13 protein-coding genes are annotated in these 20,878 nt (G+C 69.4%); 5 read left to right on the top strand and 8 right to left on the bottom strand.

The features are described from left to right. Positions 1-5: 5 nt before the first annotated feature. From H4F99_RS00625 to H4F99_RS00590, 8 genes are all read right to left on the bottom strand, one after another. On the bottom strand, positions 6-3,026 hold the full coding sequence (locus tag H4F99_RS00625) for a TonB-dependent receptor (RefSeq protein ID WP_182667778.1): 3,021 nt from the start codon (positions 3,024-3,026) through the stop codon (positions 6-8). 378 nt (positions 3,027-3,404) lie between these two features. Next, positions 3,405-4,700 carry a glycoside hydrolase family 2 TIM barrel-domain containing protein gene (locus tag H4F99_RS00620; RefSeq protein WP_182667777.1) on the bottom strand — a complete coding sequence of 432 codons (1,296 nt, stop codon included), beginning with the start codon at positions 4,698-4,700 and terminating at the stop codon, positions 3,405-3,407. Next, positions 4,697-5,716, bottom strand: a complete 1,020-nt coding sequence (gene glk, locus H4F99_RS00615) for a glucokinase (protein ID WP_246371174.1) — start codon at positions 5,714-5,716, stop codon at positions 4,697-4,699. Before glk ends, H4F99_RS00620 begins: the two co-directional genes overlap by 4 nt. A gap of 225 nt (positions 5,717-5,941) precedes the next feature. After that, positions 5,942-6,841, bottom strand: coding sequence for a 2-dehydro-3-deoxygalactonokinase (locus tag H4F99_RS00610; protein WP_182667776.1), 900 nt, complete (start codon positions 6,839-6,841; stop codon positions 5,942-5,944). Next, positions 6,838-7,740, bottom strand: coding sequence for an SMP-30/gluconolactonase/LRE family protein (locus tag H4F99_RS00605; RefSeq protein WP_182667775.1), 903 nt, complete (start codon positions 7,738-7,740; stop codon positions 6,838-6,840). The genes H4F99_RS00610 and H4F99_RS00605 overlap by 4 nt, the downstream gene beginning before the upstream one ends. A gap of 4 nt (positions 7,741-7,744) precedes the next feature. Continuing rightward, positions 7,745-8,893 carry a galactonate dehydratase gene (gene dgoD / locus H4F99_RS00600; RefSeq protein WP_182667774.1) on the bottom strand — a complete coding sequence of 383 codons (1,149 nt, stop codon included), beginning with the start codon at positions 8,891-8,893 and terminating at the stop codon, positions 7,745-7,747. Then, positions 8,890-9,522: a 2-dehydro-3-deoxy-6-phosphogalactonate aldolase gene (locus H4F99_RS00595; protein ID WP_182667773.1), complete on the bottom strand. Its 633-nt coding sequence runs from the start codon at positions 9,520-9,522 to the stop codon at positions 8,890-8,892. Before H4F99_RS00595 ends, dgoD begins: the two co-directional genes overlap by 4 nt. Then, positions 9,515-10,252 carry an SDR family oxidoreductase gene (locus tag H4F99_RS00590; RefSeq protein ID WP_182667772.1) on the bottom strand — a complete coding sequence of 246 codons (738 nt, stop codon included), beginning with the start codon at positions 10,250-10,252 and terminating at the stop codon, positions 9,515-9,517. Before H4F99_RS00590 ends, H4F99_RS00595 begins: the two co-directional genes overlap by 8 nt. Before the next feature lie 285 nt (positions 10,253-10,537). Here H4F99_RS00590 and H4F99_RS00585 point away from each other — a divergent pair, with 285 nt between their 5' ends. From H4F99_RS00585 to H4F99_RS00565, 5 genes are all read left to right on the top strand, one after another. Then, a complete protein-coding gene (locus H4F99_RS00585) occupies positions 10,538-11,494 on the top strand; it encodes a LysR family transcriptional regulator (protein ID WP_182667771.1) in 957 nt (318 codons plus the stop codon). A 310-nt stretch (positions 11,495-11,804) separates the two neighbouring features. Beyond that, positions 11,805-14,813, top strand: coding sequence for a TonB-dependent receptor (locus H4F99_RS00580; protein ID WP_182667770.1), 3,009 nt, complete (start codon positions 11,805-11,807; stop codon positions 14,811-14,813). 147 nt (positions 14,814-14,960) lie between these two features. Further along, complete coding sequence (locus tag H4F99_RS00575; protein WP_182667769.1) at positions 14,961-17,189, top strand: beta propeller repeat protein; 2,229 nt, start codon at positions 14,961-14,963, stop codon at positions 17,187-17,189. Beyond that, entirely contained in the window at positions 17,186-19,099 is a 1,914-nt protein-coding gene (locus tag H4F99_RS00570) for a sialate O-acetylesterase (protein ID WP_182667768.1), read from the top strand. Before H4F99_RS00575 ends, H4F99_RS00570 begins: the two co-directional genes overlap by 4 nt. 26 nt (positions 19,100-19,125) lie before the next feature. Continuing rightward, positions 19,126-20,829 (top strand): DUF5597 domain-containing protein, encoded by a 1,704-nt coding sequence (locus H4F99_RS00565; RefSeq protein ID WP_182667767.1) that lies wholly within the window; start codon positions 19,126-19,128, stop codon positions 20,827-20,829. Positions 20,830-20,878 lie beyond the last annotated feature (49 nt).

Below are 20,878 nucleotides of genomic sequence, written 5' to 3'. Positions count from 1 at the left end.
GGGCATCAGAACTGATAGCGGAACCCGAACATGTAGCGCGGCCCGGTCTGCGTCGCGTAACGCAGCTGGTTGGTGTGCCGCGCGAACACGCGCTGCGTCTCGTCGGTCAGGTTGATGCCTTCGGCGAACAGCATCCAGTGGTCGTTGACCTGGTAGCTGACGTTCATGTCGAGCTGCCCGTAGGCCTCGGTGTAGTTCGGGTTCGGACCCTGGCCACCGATGCCGTTGAGGAACTCGTCGCGCCAGTTGTAGGCCGCGCGGACCTGCCAGGCATTCCTGTCGTAGAACAGCACCAGGTTCGCCGAATCGCTCAGGCCCACCATCGGGTACTGGTCGCCCAGGCTCATGTTGTCGAAGACCAGGCCGGAGTCGACGATGGTGTAGTTCGCCGCCACGCCGAACCCGCTGCCGCCGAACATGTGCTGCAGGTTGAATTCCCAGCCGTCCAGGGTGTCGGAACGCTGGTTGGCCGGCTGGGTGATGTCGAACGTCGCGATCGGGTCGCCCGGCTGGCCGACGATGCTGCCGGTCAGCTGGCCCGCGGCATCGGTGCCGGTCACTGTCACGCCCGGATCGCCCGCGTGATTGGTGAAGATGTAATTGCGGATGCAGACCATGTCGGTGGCCGGACAGCCTGCCGCGAGGGCGTTGTTCCAATACGTGCCGCCCACCGGCGTGTTCAGGTTGAACGGCGTCCCTTCGACGATGGTGTTGCTGATGAAGTTGGTGATGTTCTTGCGGAAGTAACCCACCGAGAGGTAGCTGGCGTCACCGTAGTACCACTCGAACGACAGGTCGAAGTTGTCGGATTCGAGCGGTGACAGCGCCGGGTTGCCCGCCGAGCCGTCGCCGCCGTCCACGCGCACGATGTTGGCGAGGCGCTGGCCGCCCTGGATGTCTTGCCAGCCCGGCCGGCCGATGCTCTGGCTGTAGCTGCCGCGCAGGATCATGCTGTCCGTCAGCTCCAGCGCGAGGTCGACCGACGGCAGCCAGTAGTCGTACTCGCCGGTGAGCTTGGTGAAGCCCTGCTGGTCGGCATAGGTGACGTAGAGCTCGTTGGCGGCATCCCAGGAGATGCCGGTGCCGATCCGGACCAGTGCCTCCGAGACGACTTCGGTCTCTTCGTAGCGCACGCCGACCGCGGCATGCAGCGGCATCGACCAGTCGAAGGTCTTGTTCCATTGCAGGTACGCGCTGTAGCTCTTCTCTTCGGTGCGAAGGTCGTCGGTGAACTGCGTCGGTGCGCGGTACCAGTCGTCGCGCCCCGTGAAGCCAGCCACGGCATCGCGCAGGCGGTTGAAGTCGAACACCAGGAAACGGTCGGTGAAGTTCGGGCTGTCGTGGCCCGACCAGGCGCCGAAGTAATCGCCCATGTAGTCGCCGAAGAACAGGTCGTCGTCGTAGTCCGCGGGCGTGCCCACGCCGCCCCAGGTATCACGCTGCATCACCGCCGCGGCGGTGCGGTTGTTGACTTCCGTCGAGGCAATGCCGAAATCCAGGCCCGAGTAGTCCTCGAACCGGAACTGGCCGTGCGCCTGGAACTGCTCGACCTCGGACTTGTTGTAGCTGTTCTGGAACACCGAGCCCGTCACCACGGCATCCGACGGCTCGATCTGGGTCACGCCGGCCGGAAGCTGGATGTTGAGGATCGGGAAGTCGTTGCTGAAGTCGACGGTGGTGGTTCCGCGCAGGAAGGCGGCGATGCCCAGCACGCCCGCCGAACCCCACGGGCTGTCCGGGCGCGCCTCGGCCGTGGAGTTGTGGTAATCGAACTCGAGGTCGAACGCGTCGTTGACTTCCCAGGCGACGTTGAAGCCGAGCGAGTCGCCCTGGTAACGGGTGCCCAGGTTCATGCCGCCCATCGAGATGTCAGCGTTTCCGGCCGGGATGTCCTCGGAGTACACCAGCGGGCCGGCGATCGGGCCGTCGGTCCAGGAGCTGGTACCCGGCGCGTAGTTGAACCACACCGACAGCTCGTTGCGCTGCTGCTGGATCTTGTTCTCGGAGTAGGTGTAGTCCAGCGTGGTGGTGACGCGGTCGGTCGGCGCGTACTGGAAGGTCAGCTGGCCGTTCGTGCGCTGGCGCTGCACGCCGTTGACGCTCAGGCCGAAGTTCTGCGGGCGTCCGTAGATGGTGTCGGGGCCGGGCCGGTTGGTGATCTGGTCGTAGCCCGGCTCGCCGGCCTGAGGCAGGCGGTTCCAGCTGTTGGTGTCGTCGCCGCGGAACATCGCCCAGCCGTCGGCCACCGCGGCCTGGCTGAAGGCCGAGTCGCGCTCCTGGTAGCTGGCGGTCAGCGACAGGCCGAAGCGGCCATCGCCCCAGGTGTTGCTGAAGATGCCCGAGATCTCCGGCGTGACGGACTCGCCCGGGTACAGGTCCGGCGTGTTCTCGACCGAGGTGTCGTGCACGCCCTTGACGCCCACGCTGGCCAGCATGCCCGGGTTCTCGAGCGGACGCGTCGTCTTGATGTTGATCGTCGCGCCGATGCCGCCGGTCGGGGTGCTGGAGCGGCTGGTCTTGAACACTTCGATCGCGGACACCGCCTCGGAGGCGACGTTGGCGAAGTCGAACGCTCGCGAGTTGCTGGTGCCGCCGCCGCCCGGGCCGAGGTTGGCGGCGGGCATCTGGCGGCCGTTGAGCAGGACCAGGTTGAAGTCGGGGCCGACGCCGCGGACGGTGACCTTGGAGCCTTCGCCGCTGGAGGTGCGATCGATCGAAACGCCGCTGATGCGCTGCAGCGACTCGGCGAGGTTGGTGTCCGGGAACTTGCCGATGTCCTCCGCGACGATGCCGTCCATGATGCCCTGGGCATCGCGCTTGAGGTTCATCGACGACGTCAGGCTCTCGCGGATGCCGGTGACGACGATCTTGTCGAGCTCGGCGACTTCATCGGCTTCGGTGGCCGGCTGGTCGGCCGTCGTGCTGGACGGTGGAGCGGTCTCCTGCGCGGCGACCGGTCCGGCGAGTGCGACAAGCAGGGCCGACGTGAGCAGGCGTTGCTTGGGCACGTGATTGCCTCGGTTCATTCTCTCCCTCCCCTTTGAAGGATGCATGGCGTTCGCGACGGCAGGCGCGCGGGTGCGGCGGGCACGCCTGCCTTGCGGCGCATTCCACGTCGTTGTGACAGCGTTGTCAAACTTCTCGATGGAGAAATCTCAAGTAACTGAAAACAAAAGATTTGCATCGCCGGAAATGCTGCGGTGCACGAAAATCGGGGCGCGCCGGGGGACCGGCACATGGCGGCGCTTTCGCACCGTCCCAGAGAGCAGCGGGCGAGCTGGAGCGTGCGGAAAACACGGCGTTCGCAACCCGGCGTGGGATTTCGTGCCGCGTGTGTCCCTGTCCGCTCCGGCGTACGTGGGCAGGCGCGTGCTGTCGCACGCTGTCCATACCATGAAGTACGTTCAGTCGACGACGCGGAACGGCAGGTTGGCGTAGGCCGCGCGGTCGCTGCCGTCGTCGATTTCGACGAACAGGCGGTAGTGGCCGGGACCGGTCGGGGCGGCGAAACGCACCTCGCCGGCGCCCATGGGCTCGAACGCGAGGTCGAGGATCCGGGGGGTAGCCTCGGGATCGCCGCCCACGGAGGTGGCCTCGCTTTCCTGCATCACCCGCCAGGCGTGGCGCAGTGGGTCGCCGTCGGGATCGGATGCCGCGATCGACGCCACCACCTCCTGCCCGGGGACGAGGGTGATGTTGGCGTGGGCATCCTGCCCATCGATGCGCAGCGGGCCGGTGGCGGGCGCGCGGCGGCTGGGCCAGCGGCCGGTCCAGATCCGTTCCATGGCGTCGACCGCCGGCGTCGCCTTGCCGTCCGGCAGGAGCAACCCGTACCAGGTCGGGGTACGTTCCTGCTTGTCGCCCCAGAGGAAGACGAAGTCGCCGAGGCCGGACGCGTGGTCCGGCCCGAGGTTCATGGCGTGCCGGCCCAACAGCAGTTCCGCCTTGCGGGTCGCGGTGTCCTCGATGGGCGCGCCCCATGCGGTCAGCGGGCTTTCCCAGTGGCCGGTCGGTCCCCATTCGGTCACGACATAGGGACCGTCCCAGCCCGCGGCCCGCAGGCGGGCCGGGAACCCGCCCAGGTCGCCGTACAGCTGCACGGCCAGCAGGTCGAGGGACGGCACCCGGGCCTTGACCTCGCCGATCAGCGCCTCGTCGAAGCCCGCCAGCGTGGTGGTGACCGGGTGGTCGGGATCCAGTGCATGGATCATCGAGGCCACGGTTTCGACCGCGTCCCAGACCGCCGGGTCTTCGTTGTGCAGGTTCAGTTCGTTGCCGACCACCCACATCAGCAACGCCGGATGCCCGCGCCAGCGCCGTACCTGCTCGCCGAGACGCGCCTGCTGGGCGGCCACCGTGGCCGGATCGCCGTAGTCGAAGCCGCGACGCGGCGGGACCATGTCCAGGCCCAGCGCAACCTTCAGCCCCAGGCGCTCCGCTTCGTCGAGCAGCGCCCGTGCTTCGCCGGGGTCCGCCGGGATGCGCCACGTCCGTACCGCGTTGGCGCCGCGCCCCGCCAGCCGAGCCATCGGGCCGTCGCCCAGCCCCGCGCCCCTGATGCGGAACGGCGTGCCGTCCACCTCCAGCCGATGGCCGCCGGTGGTTTCAACGACGCGCACCTCCGCCGCTCCGGCGGTGGCCAGCGTCGACAGCACCGCCAATGCGGTGAATGCCGTGGTACGACGACGGCGCGCGATCATCGATCCCTGGCCCGGGTCGCCACGCTCATCGCGGCGGCACCCAGCAGGCCCGGCTGGTGGTGGACCACGGCGATCGCCGGCACCCGGGACAAGGCGGGCGCCAGTCGACCTTTCTCCTCGAAGCGCGAGCGGAACGCGGACCCAGGCAGCCAGGGCATCAGGCGCGGTACCAGTCCGCCGGTCAGGAACACGCCGTCCCAAGCGCCGAGGGTCAGCGCGAGATCGCCGGCCACTGCGCCGAAAATCGCGCAGAAGACCTCGATGGAATGGAGGCACGCAGGGTCGCCGGCGGCGGCGCGGGCGGTGATGTCGCGGGGCTCGAGCACCTCTGGAGCGCGCCCATGGACGTGGCTGAGTGCGCGGTGCAGGTTGACCAGGCCGCTGCCGCTGAGCAGGCGCTCGTTGGACACGCGGGGGAACGCCCCGGCGAGGTACCGCAGGACTTCGATCTCCTCGTCATTGCAGGGCGCGAAGCTCGAATGGCCGCCCTCCGTCTGCAGTGGATGGTAGCGGCCGTCGCGGCGCAGCAGGCCGCCGACGCCCAGTCCGGTACCTGCGCCCAGCACCGCGTAGGTGTGATCGCCGCCCGCCTCGAGGCCGCCCCAGGCGGCTCCTCCCAGCGACACGGTGTCGCCCGTTGCCAGGGCGGTGACCGCCATTGCCTGCGCGGTGAAGTCGTTGACCAGTTCGACCTCGTCCAGGCCGAGCGCGTCGCGCATGTCCGTTGCCGAGATCGTCCACGGATGGTTGGTGATGCGGGCTTCCCCGTCCTCGATCGGCCCGGCCACCGCGAACACGCCACGCCGGGGCATCGCGTCCATCTCCGCCAGGTAGTGGGAGGCGGCCTCGGCCAGCGACGCGAAACCGGCGACCGGATGGATACGCATGCTGCCGGCCATGATGTCGGGGTGCGCCGCGTCGGGCGAGGCCAGCGCGAAGCGTGCGTTGGTGCCTCCGATATCGGCTAGCAGGGCGCCGCAAGGCTCGAATCGTGGCAAGGAAGCAGGCATTGGCATCAATGAGGTATCCCGGATCGCTCCACGGACGCAGGGCGCCGGGTGGAAGCGGTGCTCATGTCGGTTGCATCGGCGGGCCATCGCCCGCGTTCCGCGCCCCCGGCGACGGTCCCTCTCCCCCGGGTGCCCGTGCCGGGCGCAAGGCTGGACGGCGTTGCCGGAGGGGACTGTAGCCGAATTCCGACACGGATGTCATGCGCTGTCATTTTCGTTCAGGCTTGCAGGTCATGGTGATGACGCCCTCCGTGCCCAGATGCCGTGCAGGCCGCGCGCCACCAGGTCCTCGGCATGCCGTTCGACCTCCATGCCCTGCCGCGCCAGGGCGCGGGCATAGGGCTCGAGGGTCTGCTGGCTGCCCACCAGGTGCACGGGACCGCGGCCCGCCGAGCTGCCTTCCAGGGTGCCGCGGAGTTCGTGTCCGATCAGAAGGCCCGAAAGGAACGAGGACAGGGACGACGGTGGAAGGCGGTCGAACAAGGCGGCGGTGCGGACCTCGAACACGTGCCGAAGCAGGCCGCCCGGGCTGCGCGCGCGTTCGAGGCCGAGGTCGAACGCGTCACCGTCCAACGCATCGTCTCCGGCAGGCATCAGGCGCCCGAGCACGCTGCGGTGGCGGAGCAGGGCATAGACCTCGCCGGTCATCGAGGTGGAAAAGCCGAGGATGCGGCCGTCGCGGACACGCACCCACTTGCAATGGGTGCCCGGGAGGCAGACCCGGAACTCGCCAGCGGGCATGGCATCGAGCAGGGCCGCCAGTTGCGATTCTTCGCCGCGCATCACGTCGGGCGTGGCGTTGCCTTCCGCGCACCGCAGGCCGGGCACCAGCCATGCGTCGCGCCCGTCGCTGGTCCCGCCCGGCAAGCGCTGGAGTCCCCGTGCGATTTCGTCGATGCCGATGGGACAGGCGAGGTAAGGCATCTCATGCCAGCCGCCGCGGGCGCCGATCATGCCGCACATGACCACCGCGGAGTCGTCCCAGTCGCCAAGGGTGGCGACCAGCACTTCGTCGAATCGCTGTCCACATTCCAGCGCCCCCCATGCCCCCTGTCGCGAGGCGAGGACGTTCCCCTGGCCATCCAGCCGATAGGCGCGCAGGCGGCTGCCGCCCCAGTCGACCGCGATCATGGCAGCACCACGCGGTCGGTGGGGCGCGAGGGCAACGATCCGGTCGCGACCTCGAACAGGCCGCCCGCGCCCGGCCACGCTGCCAGCGCCGCCTCGCCCATGCCAACGCGGGCACTGGTGACGTAGAGCCGGCCTCCGCCAAGGACGCAGCAGGTGACGCGTGGCGCCGGTATGTCGACCACGCGCTCGACGCGGCCGTCCTCGAGGTAGCGCACCACCCGGCCCGCGCCCCACTGCGCATTCCAGAGCGCATCCTCGCCGTCGACGGTGGCGCCATCGGGCTCGGCGTCGGGGTCGTCCAGCGCCGCGAACACGCGTATCGCCGACACCGAGGCGGATGCCGCATCGTAGTCGCAGCACAGGATCCGCGGGTCGACCGAATCGCAAAAGTACATCCGGGTACCGGCCGCGTCGAAGGCGATCGCGTTCGGAATGGCGCTGGCCGGCAGCGCGAGCGTGCGCACGCCATGGCGCGCGGAATACTGGTGGAAGCGGCCGATCCGACGGCCGTCCGGATGTTCGCTCTTGGTGCCGAACACGAAATTGCCGTTGCGGTCGGCGCGACCGTCGTTGAGCCGCGTCATCGGCACGTCCGGTTCCACGTGCGCGAGTACCTCGCCGATCGACAGCGCTTCCCGGCCCAGCTGCGATTCCACGTCGCAGGCGTGCAGGCCCTTGGCCAGGCCGAGCAGCAGGCGGCCGTCGGTCGCCGGCGCCAGGCAGGCGAGTCGGTCCGGCAAGCGCCAGGCCTGCGTGGCGCCGCTGTCGGGCGCATGCCGCCACAAGCGGGCGCCGTTGATGTCGGTCCAGTACAGCACGCGCAGCCGGTCGCACCAGACCACGCCTTCGCCCAGCTCGCAGCGGCTGTCGACACGCAGCAGGGCCGGCGTGCCGCTCATGTCGTCACCACTCCGCGACGCTGCCATCGCGGTGTCGCCAGGACGGATTCCGCCAGCGTGGCGGCGCCGCGGCAGCGGCGATCAGCCGCTCTTCGTCGATCTCGACGCCAAGCCCCGGGGCGACCGGCGCCGCGATGTAGCCATTGGCGCAATCGAACACCGACGCATCGGACACGTAGTCGAGCAGGTCGGCTCCCTCGTTGTAGTGGATGCCGATGCTCTGCTCCTGCAGCATCGCGTTCCAGCACACGAAGTCCACCTGCAGGCAGGCCGCCAGTGCGACCGGGCCCAGCGGGCAGTGCGGTGCCAGCGCCACGTCGTAGGCCTCGGCCATCGCGGCGATGCGCAGGCACTCGGTGATGCCCCCCGCATGCGAGAGGTCGGGCTGCAGGATCGAGATGCCACCCGCCTCGAGCACGTGCTTGAACTCGGTGCGCGAGTACATGCGCTCCCCCGCCGCCAGCGGGATCGAGGTGCCGTCGGAGAGCCACCGGTAGCGCTCCCAGAACTCCGGGAGCACCGGCTCCTCCACGAACAGCGGACGGTAGGGCTCCAGCTCGCGGAGCAGCACCCGGGCCATCGGTACGCCGACGCGGCCATGGAAGTCGATACCGAAGTCGATGCTGTTGCCGAAGGCCTCCCGGATCTCCGCGATCCGCGCCACCACCGCATCGATGCGGGCATTGCTGTCGACGAGCGCGAGCTCCTCGGTTCCGTTGAGCTTGAACGTGTCGTAGCCCAGTGCCTGGAGCCGGCGGATCTGCGCGATGACGTCGGCCGGGCGGTCGCCACCCACCCAGCGATAGGTCTTCATGCGCTCCCGCACGCGCCCGCCGAGCAGTTCGTGCACCGGCACGCCGAGCGTCTTGCCCCTGATGTCCCACAAGGCCTGGTCGATGCCGGCGATCGCGCTCATCAGGATCGCGCCACCACGATAGAAGCCACCCCGGTACAGGGTCTGCCAGAGATCGTTGATGCGGCGCGGGTCCTTGCCGACCAGTTCGTCGGCGAACTCGCGTACCGCGGCCTCGACCGTATGTGCCTTGCCTTCGATGACCGGCTCGCCCCAGCCATGCACGCCTTCGTCGGTCTCGATCTTGAGGAACAGCCAGCGTGGGGCTGCATGGAACGTCCGCAGGCGGGTGATCTTCATGCGGCATGCTCCTGCCAGGCGCGGACGAAGGCATTGGCCGCGCCGCGCGTGCGCGATACGTCCTGGCCGGCGCGATACAGTTCACCGCCGAGCCCCGCGCCCGCGCAGCCGGCGTCCAGGAAGGCGGGAAGCGAGGCGGGGGTGATACCGCCGACCGCCAGCAACGGGACCGGCGGCAGCACGGAACGCAATGCGCGCACCATCCCCGGCCCGTACACCGATGCGGGGAACAGCTTCAGCATCCGCGCCCCCGCGGCGAGCGCGGCGAAGGCTTCGGTGGCCGTGCCGATGCCGGCGATCACGTCGATGTCGAGTCCCGCTGCGTGCGCGATCACGGCCGGGTCGGTGTTCGGCGTGACGATGAAGTCGATGCCCGTGGCATGCAGGGCGTCGATGTCCGCGCGGGCGAGCACGGTGCCGGCGCCGAAGCGTGCCCGGCCACCGAAGGCTTCCCGCGCTCGCGCGATGCTGTCGAACGTGCCCGGCGAGTTCAGCGGGACTTCGATCGCATCGTAGCCGGACTCGACCAGGGCCTCGACGTGCGCCAGCACGTCGTCCGGGGTGATGCCGCGCAGGATCGCGACCAGCGGCAGGCGGAACGGCAGCGCGCCGCCCGGGGGCTCAGTCATGGTAGACCTGCGAACGCCCGCCATCGACCAGGATATCGGTGGCGTTGATGAAGCGTGCTTCGTCGCTGGCGAGGAACAGCGCGGTATAGGCGATCTCCTCCGGCGTGCCGATCCGCCGGGGCGGCAGCAACGCGGTCTGTTCCTCGCGACGCCCGGGCTCGCGCTCGAACCAGGCTTCGATGCGGGGCACCAGGACCAGGCCCGGCGAGATCGAGTTCACCCGGATGCCGCGATCCGCGTACTCGATGCCCAGCGAGCGGGTCAGGCCCAGCAGGCCGTGTTTGGCGACCGGGTAGGGGAAGGCGCCGCGGATGATCCGGTGCGCGTGCACGGAGGCGATGTTGACGATCGATCCCGCGCCCTGCGCGAGCATCGCCGGCAGCACCGCGCGCGCCATGTGCCAGGCACCCTTGAGGTTGAGCGCCATGCAGCGCTCCCAGTCGGCGTCGTCGAGTTCGAGCGGTTCCGAGAAGACGTCGGTACCGGCGTTGTTGACCAGCACGTCGATGCGGCCTTCCCGCGCCAGGATGGCCGCCACCGCCGTTTCCACCGCCGCGGCGTCGCGGATGTCGATGACGGTATGGGCATGGACCGCGCCGGCGGAGGCGGGGAGCAGGTCCAGCCCGTGCACGCACGCGTCGTGCCCGGAGAAGAGGCGTGCGGTCGCCGCGCCGATGCCGCCGGCGGCGCCGGTCACCAGCGCGACCTTGCCGGCCAGTCGCCCATTCATGGAATCGGACCCCGTGCGGCGGGCCTGGCAGGGCCTGCCAGCGCAAACCTGTGATGTGCCACCACCCCTCCTGCCGTCTTGCGGGAACCGTCGCGGCGCGGACGCTCTGGCTGGCGGCCTGCGCCGTCCATGTCGTCGCGGCGGACGTCCTGTCGGACGCACCGGACCCCATGGAAGCGACTCCTAGCCTTGCCCGCAAGGCTATGTTCTTCAAATGAAATTTTCTGCATATTCTATTCGTTGCTGGAATAGCTTGGGGACGGAGCATCCCGGGGAGGGGAACGCATGAACCTGCCGTCGAACGTCAACTGGTCGAGCGCGTCGCGCCTGAAGACACGCCAACTGCTGCTGCTGCTGCACCTGTACGAGCAGGGGTCCGTGCTGCGGGCGGCGGAGGCGGCCAACATGACCCAGCCCGCCGCGTCGAAGCTGCTCGCCGAGATGGAGGGGCTGCTCGGCGTGCAACTGTTCGAGCGCCATGCGCGCGGCGTCGAGCCGACCTGGTACGGCAAGGTGCTGGTGCACCGGGCCCGTTCCGCCCTGTCGGAAATCGGCCGGGCACAGGACGAGATCGCGGCGATGCGCAACGGCCGAATGGGCCGGGCGTCGATCGGTACCGTGGTCAATCCCGGCACCAACCTCGTGCCCCAGGCCATCGCCGCGGTCAAGCGGGCGTATCCCGACATCCTGGTGCGGGTCGAGATGGACTACAGCCGGCCGCTGGTCGAGCGTTTGCTCGACGGCCAGCTCGATATCGTGGTCGGGCGCATCATGGGGCCGGAGGGCGCCGGCGACCTCGACTTCGAGCCCCTCGCGGACGAGCCGCATTCGGTCATCGCGCGTGCCGGCCATCCGCTGGCGGAGCGGGACGACCTGGCCCATGCGGACCTGGCGGCGTTCGGCTGGATCGTGCCACCGGTCGAGAGCATCCTGCGATCCCGCCTCGACGCCGCGTTCCTCGACCACGGCGTGCCGCAACCGCAGAACCTGATCGAAACCTCGGCGCTGCCGGTCATCACCAACCTGTTGCGCTCGAGCGACCTGCTGGCCTCGCTGCCGGTGGCGTCGGTGATGCCGCACGTGCAGGCGCGGCAGTTGACCGTCCTGCCGATCGAACTGGGCGTGTCGATGGAGTACTTCGGGATCATCCGTCGCCGCGGCCATGTGCTGTCGCCTGCCGCGGGTCGCATCCTCGATGCCCTGCGGTCCGTCGCGTCGGAGCTTTACGCATCGGCGAACTGAGGCAACGGGTGTCCCGCGGATGCTGCGGGACAGCATCGGAATGTATTCCGTATGCATATCGATGGATGTTTATTTTTCATTGGAACGGAATGGCAGCGCTGTGCATGCTCGGCTCGTTCCGCCCTGGCCGGGCGGGATGCCATGCCAGGCCGTGGTGCCACACGAGAGAAGAGGCCAGTCCGGGACCCATCCGGCAACGCACATCTTCCGGCAGAGCCACGGGCGGCAGGCAGCAGGGGTAGGCCGCGGATCCGCCATCGGGTCCGACAACCAGACACCACATCGTGGATGTGTCCTCGGGAGGGATCATATGTCGATGTACCAACGCCGCTCGCCGGCATCGGCTGCCATGGGCGGCCGCCTGCAAGCCTCGATCAGGCATTCCGCCATCGCCCTCGCCATCGCCGCGTGCCTGGCTGGGCCCGCCATGGCGCAGGATGCCGCCGTCCCGAGCGACGAAGAGGAGACCGCGACGGCGCCGGAGGAGGAGGACGTCACCCGGCAGCAGTCGGTCGAGGACGAGATGACCACCCTCGACAGGGTCGAGGTCACCGGCATCTACGGCAGCCTCACCAAGGCCCAGATCATCAAGGAAACCAGCGACCAGATCGTCGATTCGGTGGTCGCCGAGGACATCGGCAAGCTGCCCGACAACAACGTGGCCGAGGCTCTGCAGCGCATCACCGGCGTGCAGATCACCCGCAACAAGGGCGAGGGCAGCAACATCGCCATCCGCGGCCTGACCCAGGTGCGCAGCGAGCTCAACGGGCGAGACATCTTCACCGCCAACGCCGGGCGCGCGCTGAGCTGGGAGGACGTCCCGGCGGAACTGCTCGCCGGCGTCGACGTGTACAAGAACCCGAACGCGGAACTGATCGAGGGTGGCCTCGGCGGCCTGGTCAACCTGCGCACGCGCATGCCGTTCGACTACGACGACACCCTGATCAGCGGGAGCTTCACGCTCAACCGCTGGGACCTGCGCGACTCCACCCGGCCCTCGGGTTCGATCCTCTTCAGCAACCGCTTCGACACCGGTGCCGGCGAGTTCGGCGTGCTGGTCCACCTCGCGCACCAGGAGGGACAGTACCGCGAGGACCGCATCAACATGGGCTCCTACCTGGTCGACACCGACGTGCCCGGCTACGAGGGGCAGGAAGTGGTGGTGCCGAGCGAAGTCGGCATGTACAGCCATTTCGGCGACCGCGAGCGCGATGGCCAGTACCTCGGCCTGCAGTGGAAGCCCAACGACGACCTGGAGTTCCATGCCCAGGCGCTGCGTTCCGACTACAAGTTCCGCAACCGGGAGTACAGCGTCCGCACCGGCAACCTCAACAACAACACCGACGACCTGGTGAACTGGAGCGGCAACGGCTGGGGCTATGTGTCGCCGGACATACCCGGCTACGAGAACTTCACCGACCCGTTCGGCTTCGACGCCAACGGCGAGTTCCAGTACGGCACCTTCAACAACGCGCTGGTCACCACCACCGCGCGAATGGACTGGCGCAACTCGATCACCACCGACTACAGCCTGGGTGGCAAGTGGCAGGCCAGCGACCAGCTGTTCCTGTCGACCGACTTCCAGTACATCGACGCCACCACCGAGGGCGTCAACTACTGGGTCGACCTGCTGGCGGGCCAGGTGGACCCGGACGACTGGCGTGGCTGGTCGGGCCTCTCGGCGGTGCCGCCGGTACGGGTGGACCTGACCGGACGCTACCCGACCACCACGGTGCTCGACCCGGCGACGGGCCAGCCGATCCCGGGCTACATGAGCGATATCGCCAACTACGGCGGCTGGTACTCGCACCTGGACAAGCGCGACGACAACGACGGCGACCAGTTCTCCTGGCGCGCCGACATGCGCTGGGACTTCATCGACAGCAGCTTCCTGCGCGACATGCGCTTCGGCGTCCGCTACACCGACCGCGACGCAATCACCCGCAGCTCCACCTGGAACTGGCAGAAGATCCCGCCGCCGGGCGACCCGAACGGCGCCTGGGCCACGTTCCGCCCGGTGCCCTTCGACCAGTACCCCGACGGCTGCTACCGGCTGTTCCCGTTCACCGATCACTTCCGCGGCGAGAGCGGACTCCCCTCTGGCTACGTCGCCTGCGACGAGATGGTCGCCGACTACGAGGACACCGTGCGGATGTTCGGCCACGATCCGGTCACCTACAACGGCCCCACCGACATCCGCGAGTACGGCGAGAACACCTACGCGCTGTACGGCATGTTGCGTTTCGGCTCCGACGCGGGCCGCTTCCCGTGGGATGCGAACGCGGGCGTACGCGTGGTCCGCACGGAGTCGACGGTGAACGGCTACGAGCTGCAACAGGACGACCCGACCAACGCGGTGCTGCCGGTCAGCGTGGAGCATGCCTACACCGACGTCCTGCCGAGCTTCAACTTCCGGATGTTCCTGCGCGACAACCTGCAGTGGCGCGTGGCCGCGTCGCGGGCGATGTCGCGCCCGAACTTCGACCTGCTGGACCCGTACGTCTACCTCAACAACACCTTCTTCGACTTCAATACCGGTGGCGTCTCCTACGCGAGCCGCGGCAACCCCTACCTGGAGCCGATGTACGCCAACCAGTTCGACACCTCGCTGGAGTGGTACTTCGGCCAGGGCTCGATGCTCTACGGCACGGCGTTCTACAAGCAGGTCGAGGGCTTCTACTACTACGACACGGAAACCGCGAACTACTACGACGCCGGCTTCACCGTTCCGCTCGAGGGCGGCAACCCGGGCGAGACCCGGCCCTGCGCCGGCGCGGAGTGCGTGCGCCCGTTCCAGCTGCAGACCCGGTCGAACGGCGACGACGGCAGGATCAAGGGCATCGAACTGGGCTACCGGCAGATCTTCGACTTCCTGCCCGGCCCGCTGGATGGCCTGGGCCTGGAGGCCAACTACACCTACGTCGACAGCAGCGCGCCCGCCCCGGACGCACTGAGCACGGACGGCATCCAGGTGGCGCAGCTTCCGCTCGAAGGCCTGTCGAAGAACAGCTACAACGTGGTGCTGATGTACGAGAAGGAACGCGTGTCGTTCCGCGCGGCGTACAACTGGCGGGATGCCTGGCTGGTCACCACGCGCCCGCCGAATGCCGGCCACGTGCCGCAATACCACGACGAGACCGGCCAGCTGGATGCATCGCTACGCTTCAACATCGGCGAGGTCTGGTCGGTCACGCTGGACGGCACCAACCTGCTCGACGAGACCCGGTTCGACTATTACGGTAACGAGAGCCGTCCCAATGGCTGGTACATCAACGACCGTCGCTATGGGCTGACTTTCCGGGCGATCTTTGATCTCTAAGCGCCCGACCGCGACCGTGGCCGCGCCCTGTCCGCCGGACGGGGCGCATCGCCCCTGGCCCGCTGCTCCCGGGCCGGCCGTCGCGGCCGCGGAACCTGCACGCCCCCGGCATGCCGGGGGTGGGGAGCGGCGACGAACCCCGTGACCATGCCTTTCTTCCGACTCCGGCGCGCATGCGCCATCGCGCTGTGCCTTGCAGGACTGGCCGCGAGCCCGGCGACCGCGGTGCCGGCGCCCACCCAGGCGTATGCCTGGAAGAACGTCGCCGTCGGCGGTGGCGGCTTCGTGACCGGCCTGGTCTTCCACCCGTCCGAACCCGGGCTGCTGTATGCGCGCACCGATATCGGGGGTGCCTACCGTTGGATGCCGGAGACACGGCGCTGGCGGCCGCTGCTCGACTGGATGGGCCCCGGCGACCAGGGGCGCTTTGGCGTCGAGAGCCTGGCCCTGGATCCCTCGGATCCCGATCGCCTCTACCTGGCCGTGGGGACCTATCTGCATGAACGCGGCAGCGACGGCGCGATCCTGCGCTCGCGCGACCGGGGTACCACCTTCGAACGCACGGCGCTGCCGTTCAAGCTCGGCGCCAACGCGCAGGGGCGGGGCAACGGCGAACGCCTGGCGGTGGACCCCAACGACGGGGATATCCTCCTGTTCGGCACCCGGGCGGACGGCCTGTGGCGCAGCGACGACGCCGGCGTACGGTGGGCGAAGGCAGACGGATTCCCGGCGTCGGCCGTGGGCCCCGGTGCCGCTACGCAGGGCTGGAACGGGCCGCAGCCGGTGGGCATCGTCTTCGTGGTCTTCGATCCCGCGAGCGGCGGGAACGGCCGGCCGTCGCGTACCGTCTACGCCGGCATCGCCACCGGTGGCACCTCCCTGTTCCGGTCGACGGACGGCGGGCTCCGCTGGAATGCCATCCCCGGCCAGCCCACCGGGCTGCGGCCGAACCACATGGTGCGCGATGCCCGCGGCCGCTACCTGCTGAGTTACGGGGACGAGCCGGGGCCGAACACCATGAGCGACGGCGCGGTCTGGCGCTTCGATCCGTCCGATGGCAGTTGGACCGACATCACCCCCGTCGCCCAGGACACCGATGGCGAAGGCGACGGATTCGGCTGGGGCGCGGTGGCGGTCGATGCCGGCGACCCCGATGTCATCGTCGCCACGACCTTCAACCGGTTCTCGCCGCACGACGAGCTGTTCCGCAGCACGGATGGCGGGAAGCACTGGCGGCCGATGCTGGAGGACGCGCGCTTCGAGCGCGACACGGCGCCCTGGACGGCGGATGCGCGGCCGCACTGGATGGCCGACGTGGAGATCGATCCGCACGACCCGGACCGGACCTGGTTCGTGACCGGCTACGGCATCTGGGCATCGACCAACGCCCACGACCGGGGCGTGGGCGAGCCCGTGGCGTGGCGCTTCGAACAGGCCGGCTTCGAGGAGACCGTGCCGCTGGCATTGGCCAGTCCGCCGGAGGGCGCACACCTGGTGTCCGGACTCGGCGACATCGACGGTTTCGTCCACGACGACCTGGATGCGTCGCAGGCACGCTTCGCCGGCGTGCGCTTCTCCAACACCGAGAGCCTGGCATTCGCCGGCCAGCAGCCCGGGGTGATGGTCCGGACCGGACATTTCCATGACAGGCCGGAAGGCGCGGTGCGTGGCGCATGGTCCGAAGATGGCGGCCGCACCTGGACCGCATTCACCAGCGAGCCGCCCGATGGGGAAGGCGCCGGTCGCATCACGATCGCCGCCGACGGCCATCGCGTGCTCTGGTCGCCGCGCAGGGGCGGGCACTGGCTGAGCCTGGATCGCGGACGGCACTGGCAGGAGGTGGTCGGCCTGCCGGAGACCGCCGTGGTGGAGGCGGACCGTGTCGCGCCGGCGCTCTTCCATGGCTACGACCCGGCGACGGGCAGGCTCTATGCCAGCGGTGATGGCGGTGCTTCGTTCGAAGTGGCCGACGTGAGCGGGGCGGGCAGGGCGGCGGTCGGCGACGGGCATCGCGTGGAGATCGAGGCGCATCCCACGCGGCCGGGCGAGGCCTGGATCGCCGCCGGCGGGCGAGGCTTGCTGCGCTGGAAGAGTGGGCGGCTGCGCGCGCTGCCGGGCATCGAGCGCGCCGACTCCATCGGCGTGGGCGCACCCGTACGCGAGGGCGGGCCACTGGCACTGTATCTCGCCGGCCAGGTCGACGGCCGGCACGGGCTGTTCCGCTCGGACGACGATGGCGCGCACTGGGTGCGCATCGATGACGACCGCCTGCGCTTCAGCGGCATCATCCGCCACGTCACCGGCGACCCGCGCATTCCCGGCCGCGTCTACTTCGGCACGGAAGGACGCGGCATCTGGTACGGAGATCCACGATGAAACGACTTGGCATCCTGTTCGCGACCGCCCTGGGCATCGCGCCCACGACGGACGCGGCGGAACTGCCGCGGATGTTCTCGGACGGCATGGTGCTGCAACGCGACACGCCGATCGTGGTCTGGGGCCGGTCCACGCCCGGTGCGGGCGTCCGCGTCGAGTTCGACGGCGACGTCGCGCACGCCGACGCCGATGCTTCGGGCCACTGGCGCCTGCAGCTGCCGGCGCGAGGTGCCGATGACAGGCCGGAAGTGCTGCGCGTCGAGGACGATGAAGGCAGGATCGATATCCGCGACGTGCTGGTCGGCGACGTGTGGCTGGCCTCGGGGCAGTCGAACATGGAGTGGCCGATCGTCCGCTCGGCGGACGCCCGGGCCGAGATCGCGCGGGCCACCGATCCCCTCATCCGCCACTTCAAGGTGCCGAAGTCCTGGGGCGGAGCGCCTCGATGGCAGCTAGCGGGCGGGACGTGGATCGCGTCTTCCCCGGGTGTCGCCGGCGACTTCTCCGCGGTCGCGCATTTCTTCGCAAGGGAGATGCGTGAGCTCGCCGGCGTGCCGATCGGCATCATCGACAGCACCTGGGGCGGCAGCCGCATCGAAGCCTGGATGGACGCGGAGGCACTGGGGATGGACCCGGCCCAGGTCGCTGCACGCGGCCGCGAACTGCGCGCCTCGGACGAACGGCGGCTGGCGGAAACGCGCCGCAACCTCGCCCGATACGGGGACCTGCCGGCCGACGACGCCCACTGGCAGGATCCCGCGCACGATGCATCCGGGTGGTCGACCGCCACCGTGCCGGCCCTGTGGGAAACCACGGGCTGGGCCGGGATCGATGGCGTGGGCTGGTATCGGACATCGTTCTCCCTGACACCCGACGAGGCCGCGGGCGGATTGTGGCTCGGCGTCGGCCGGATCGACGATACCGACACGACCTGGGTCAACGGCGAGCGCGTCGGTGGGCTCCGCGGCCAGTACAACGTGCCCCGGCGCTACGCCGTGCCCGCGGCGGTCCTGCGACCGGGGCGCAACGTGGTCGCGATCCGGGTCGTGGACGACGGGGGTGGCGGCGGGATCCACGGCGGGCCCGACGAACTGTTCGTCCAGCCGGAAGGCGGCGTCGCGCGCCTGTTGGACGGGCCCTGGGTGTTCCGGCCGGCCCGGGTGGACATCGGCCTGGTGGAGGACAAGAACCAGTTCCCCACGCTCCTCTACAACGCGATGGTCCATCCGCTGCAGCCGTACCCGCTGAAGGGCGTGATCTGGTACCAGGGGGAATCCAACGCGGGCAGCCTCGAGGATGCCGCCCGTTACCGCCAGCAGTTCCCGGCGATGATCGGCCGGTGGCGCGCGCAGTGGGAACGGCCCGCCATGCCCTTCCTGTGGGTGCAGCTGGCCAGCTTCGGTTCCGGCGTGGATTCGCCTTCGGGCAGCCCGTGGGCGGTGCTGCGCGAATCGCAGTCGGCGGCGCTGGCGCTGCCGGCGACGGCGCAGGCGGTGGCCATCGACGTCGGCGACGTCGATGACATCCATCCAGCGGACAAACAGACCGTCGGGAAGCGGTTGGCCCTGGCGGCCCGCCATGTCGCGTTCGGCGAGGACCTGCCCTGGCACGGGCCGGTGCCGGGCGACGCCGACGTCGCGGGGAGCGAGGTCACCCTGGCCTTCGAAAGCGGTGCCGGCGCGCTCGTGGCGCGCGGCGGTGGCGCCGTGCGCGGCTTCGAGCTGGCGGGCGACGACGGCGTGTTCCATGCCGCGCAGGCACGCGTCGAAGGCGACGTCGTGGTGCTCAGGGCCGACGGGGTTCCCCACCCGGTCGAGCTGCGGTACGCATGGAAGGACGCGCCGGTGGACGCCAACCTGATGAACGACGCCGGCCTGCCGGCCTCGCCCTTCCGACAGCCGTTGCGCTGAGCATGCGATACGAGGAACCGCCCCACATGCACGCGATCGATCCTTCACGTCCCGCTCGCCACGGCTTTGCGGGCCTGCTGGCGGCGGCCTTGCTGCTCGCCGCCTGCGCCGGGCCCGGGGGGGCACCGGAACCTGCCGCATCGGGGCCCGCCCACGCCGGTCCGGGCGCACCGGAGGCGGCGGCCTCCGGAAGCGCACCCGTCCCCGAAGTCGTGACCCGCGACGGTCGCCACGCCTTGCTGGTCGATGGCGAACCGTTCCTGATCCTCGGCGCCCAGGTCAACAACTCCAGCAACTGGCCGCATGCCCTGGAGGATGTCTGGCCCGCGATCGAGGTCGTCGGGCCGAACACCGTGATGGTCCCGGTGGCCTGGGAGCAGGTGGAAGCGGTGGAGGGCACCTTCGATTTCACCTTCGTCGACACCCTGCTGGCGCAGGCGCGCGAGCGCGACCTCAGGCTGATCCTGCTGTGGTTCGCGACCTGGAAGAACAACGCGCCCCATTACGCGCCCGCCTGGGTGAAGCTCGACAACGAGCGCTTCCCGCGCGTGGTGACCGCCGACGGGCGGACGATCAACTCGCTTTCACCGCATGGCGAGGCCACGCTTGAGGCCGACCGCAAGGCGTTCGTCCGGTTGATGCGCCACCTGGCGGAGGTCGATCCGCAGCGCACCGTGATCATGGTGCAGCCGCAGAACGAGCCGGGGACCTACGGCAGCGTGCGCGATTTCTCTCCCCTGGCGCAGCGGGCCTTCGATGCTCCGGTCCCGGCGGCGCTGCTGGACAGGCTGGGCAAGCCGCCCGGCCACTGGCGCGAGGTGTTCGGGGCGGACGCCGACGAGTTCTTCCACGCCTGGCACATCGCCCGCTACATCGACCAGGTCGCGGAAGCGGGCAAGGCGGAGTATCCGCTGCCGATGCTGGTCAACGCGGCCCTCCGCGGTCCCTTCAACCCCGGCCAGCCCGGCCAGTACGCAAGCGGCGGCCCCACCGACAACGTGCTTGACGTCTACAAGGCGGCCGCACCGCACATCGACCTGCTCGCGCCCGACATCTACATGCCGGAGTACCTGCACTACACGACCGTGCTCGACCGCTACTCGCGCGCGGACAACCCGTTGTTCGTCGCCGAGACCGGCAACCGCGCGGAGTATCCCCGCTACTTCTTCTCCGCGCTCGGCCACCAGGCCATCGGCTGGTCGCCGTTCGGCATCGACTTCTCGCGCTACTCCAACTGGCCGCTGGGCGCCAAGCACCTGGACGAAGCGGCGCTGGAGGACTTCGCGCTGAACTACCGCCTGGTATCGCCCGCGGCACGGGTGATCGCCCGCGCGAGCTTCGAAGGCAACGTCCGCGCCACCGCGGAACAGCCCGGCGAACCGGTGCAGGTGCTGCCGATCGACGAACGCTGGAACATGGTCGTCACCTATGGCGTGCCGCAGTTCTGGTTCCAGGGCGAGCCGCCCGGCAACCCCGAGCCCACCGGCCGTGCCCTGGTCGCCCGGCTCGGGCCGGACGAGTACCTGGTCACCGGCGCCCATGCGCGCGTGGAGATCGTCGCGCGCGACCCCGCCGTCGCCGCCAGGCAGATGTTCGAGTACGTCGAGGAAGGCACCTACGTCGATGGCGAGTGGGTGTTCCGGCGTCGCTGGAACGGCGACCAGACCGACTACGGACTCAACTTCTCCAGCGCCACGCAGCTGTTGCGGGTGAAGCTGGCGACCTGGTGACACACCTGGACATGGCAGGTCGTGGCGAACGCGCCGCGACGCAGAGGAG

Origin of the sequence: Marilutibacter penaei, assembly GCF_014145395.1 — a bacterium.
GTDB classification, from domain to species: Bacteria; Pseudomonadota; Gammaproteobacteria; order Xanthomonadales; family Xanthomonadaceae; genus Marilutibacter; species Marilutibacter penaei.
The sequence above is the reverse complement of the archived record's forward strand: the minus strand, read 5'-3'. Positions and strand labels throughout refer to the sequence as shown.

What these genes read in the sequence shown, in the direction of transcription:
- H4F99_RS00625 (WP_182667778.1), bottom strand. Translation starts at nt 3,026, where the DNA reads ATGAACCGAGGCAATCACGTGCCCAAGCAACGCCTGCTCACGTCGGCC.
- H4F99_RS00575 (WP_182667769.1), top strand. Translation starts at nt 14,961, where the DNA reads ATGCCTTTCTTCCGACTCCGGCGCGCATGCGCCATCGCGCTGTGCCTT.
- H4F99_RS00565 (WP_182667767.1), top strand. Translation starts at nt 19,126, where the DNA reads ATGCACGCGATCGATCCTTCACGTCCCGCTCGCCACGGCTTTGCGGGC.
- H4F99_RS00605 (WP_182667775.1), bottom strand. Translation starts at nt 7,740, where the DNA reads ATGAGCGGCACGCCGGCCCTGCTGCGTGTCGACAGCCGCTGCGAGCTG.
- dgoD (WP_182667774.1), bottom strand. Translation starts at nt 8,893, where the DNA reads ATGAAGATCACCCGCCTGCGGACGTTCCATGCAGCCCCACGCTGGCTG.
- H4F99_RS00585 (WP_182667771.1), top strand. Translation starts at nt 10,538, where the DNA reads ATGAACCTGCCGTCGAACGTCAACTGGTCGAGCGCGTCGCGCCTGAAG.
- H4F99_RS00590 (WP_182667772.1), bottom strand. Translation starts at nt 10,252, where the DNA reads ATGAATGGGCGACTGGCCGGCAAGGTCGCGCTGGTGACCGGCGCCGCC.
- H4F99_RS00610 (WP_182667776.1), bottom strand. Translation starts at nt 6,841, where the DNA reads ATGATCGCGGTCGACTGGGGCGGCAGCCGCCTGCGCGCCTATCGGCTG.
- H4F99_RS00580 (WP_182667770.1), top strand. Translation starts at nt 11,805, where the DNA reads ATGTCGATGTACCAACGCCGCTCGCCGGCATCGGCTGCCATGGGCGGC.
- H4F99_RS00620 (WP_182667777.1), bottom strand. Translation starts at nt 4,700, where the DNA reads ATGATCGCGCGCCGTCGTCGTACCACGGCATTCACCGCATTGGCGGTG.
- glk (WP_246371174.1), bottom strand. Translation starts at nt 5,716, where the DNA reads ATGCCAATGCCTGCTTCCTTGCCACGATTCGAGCCTTGCGGCGCCCTG.
- H4F99_RS00570 (WP_182667768.1), top strand. Translation starts at nt 17,186, where the DNA reads ATGAAACGACTTGGCATCCTGTTCGCGACCGCCCTGGGCATCGCGCCC.
- H4F99_RS00595 (WP_182667773.1), bottom strand. Translation starts at nt 9,522, where the DNA reads ATGACTGAGCCCCCGGGCGGCGCGCTGCCGTTCCGCCTGCCGCTGGTC.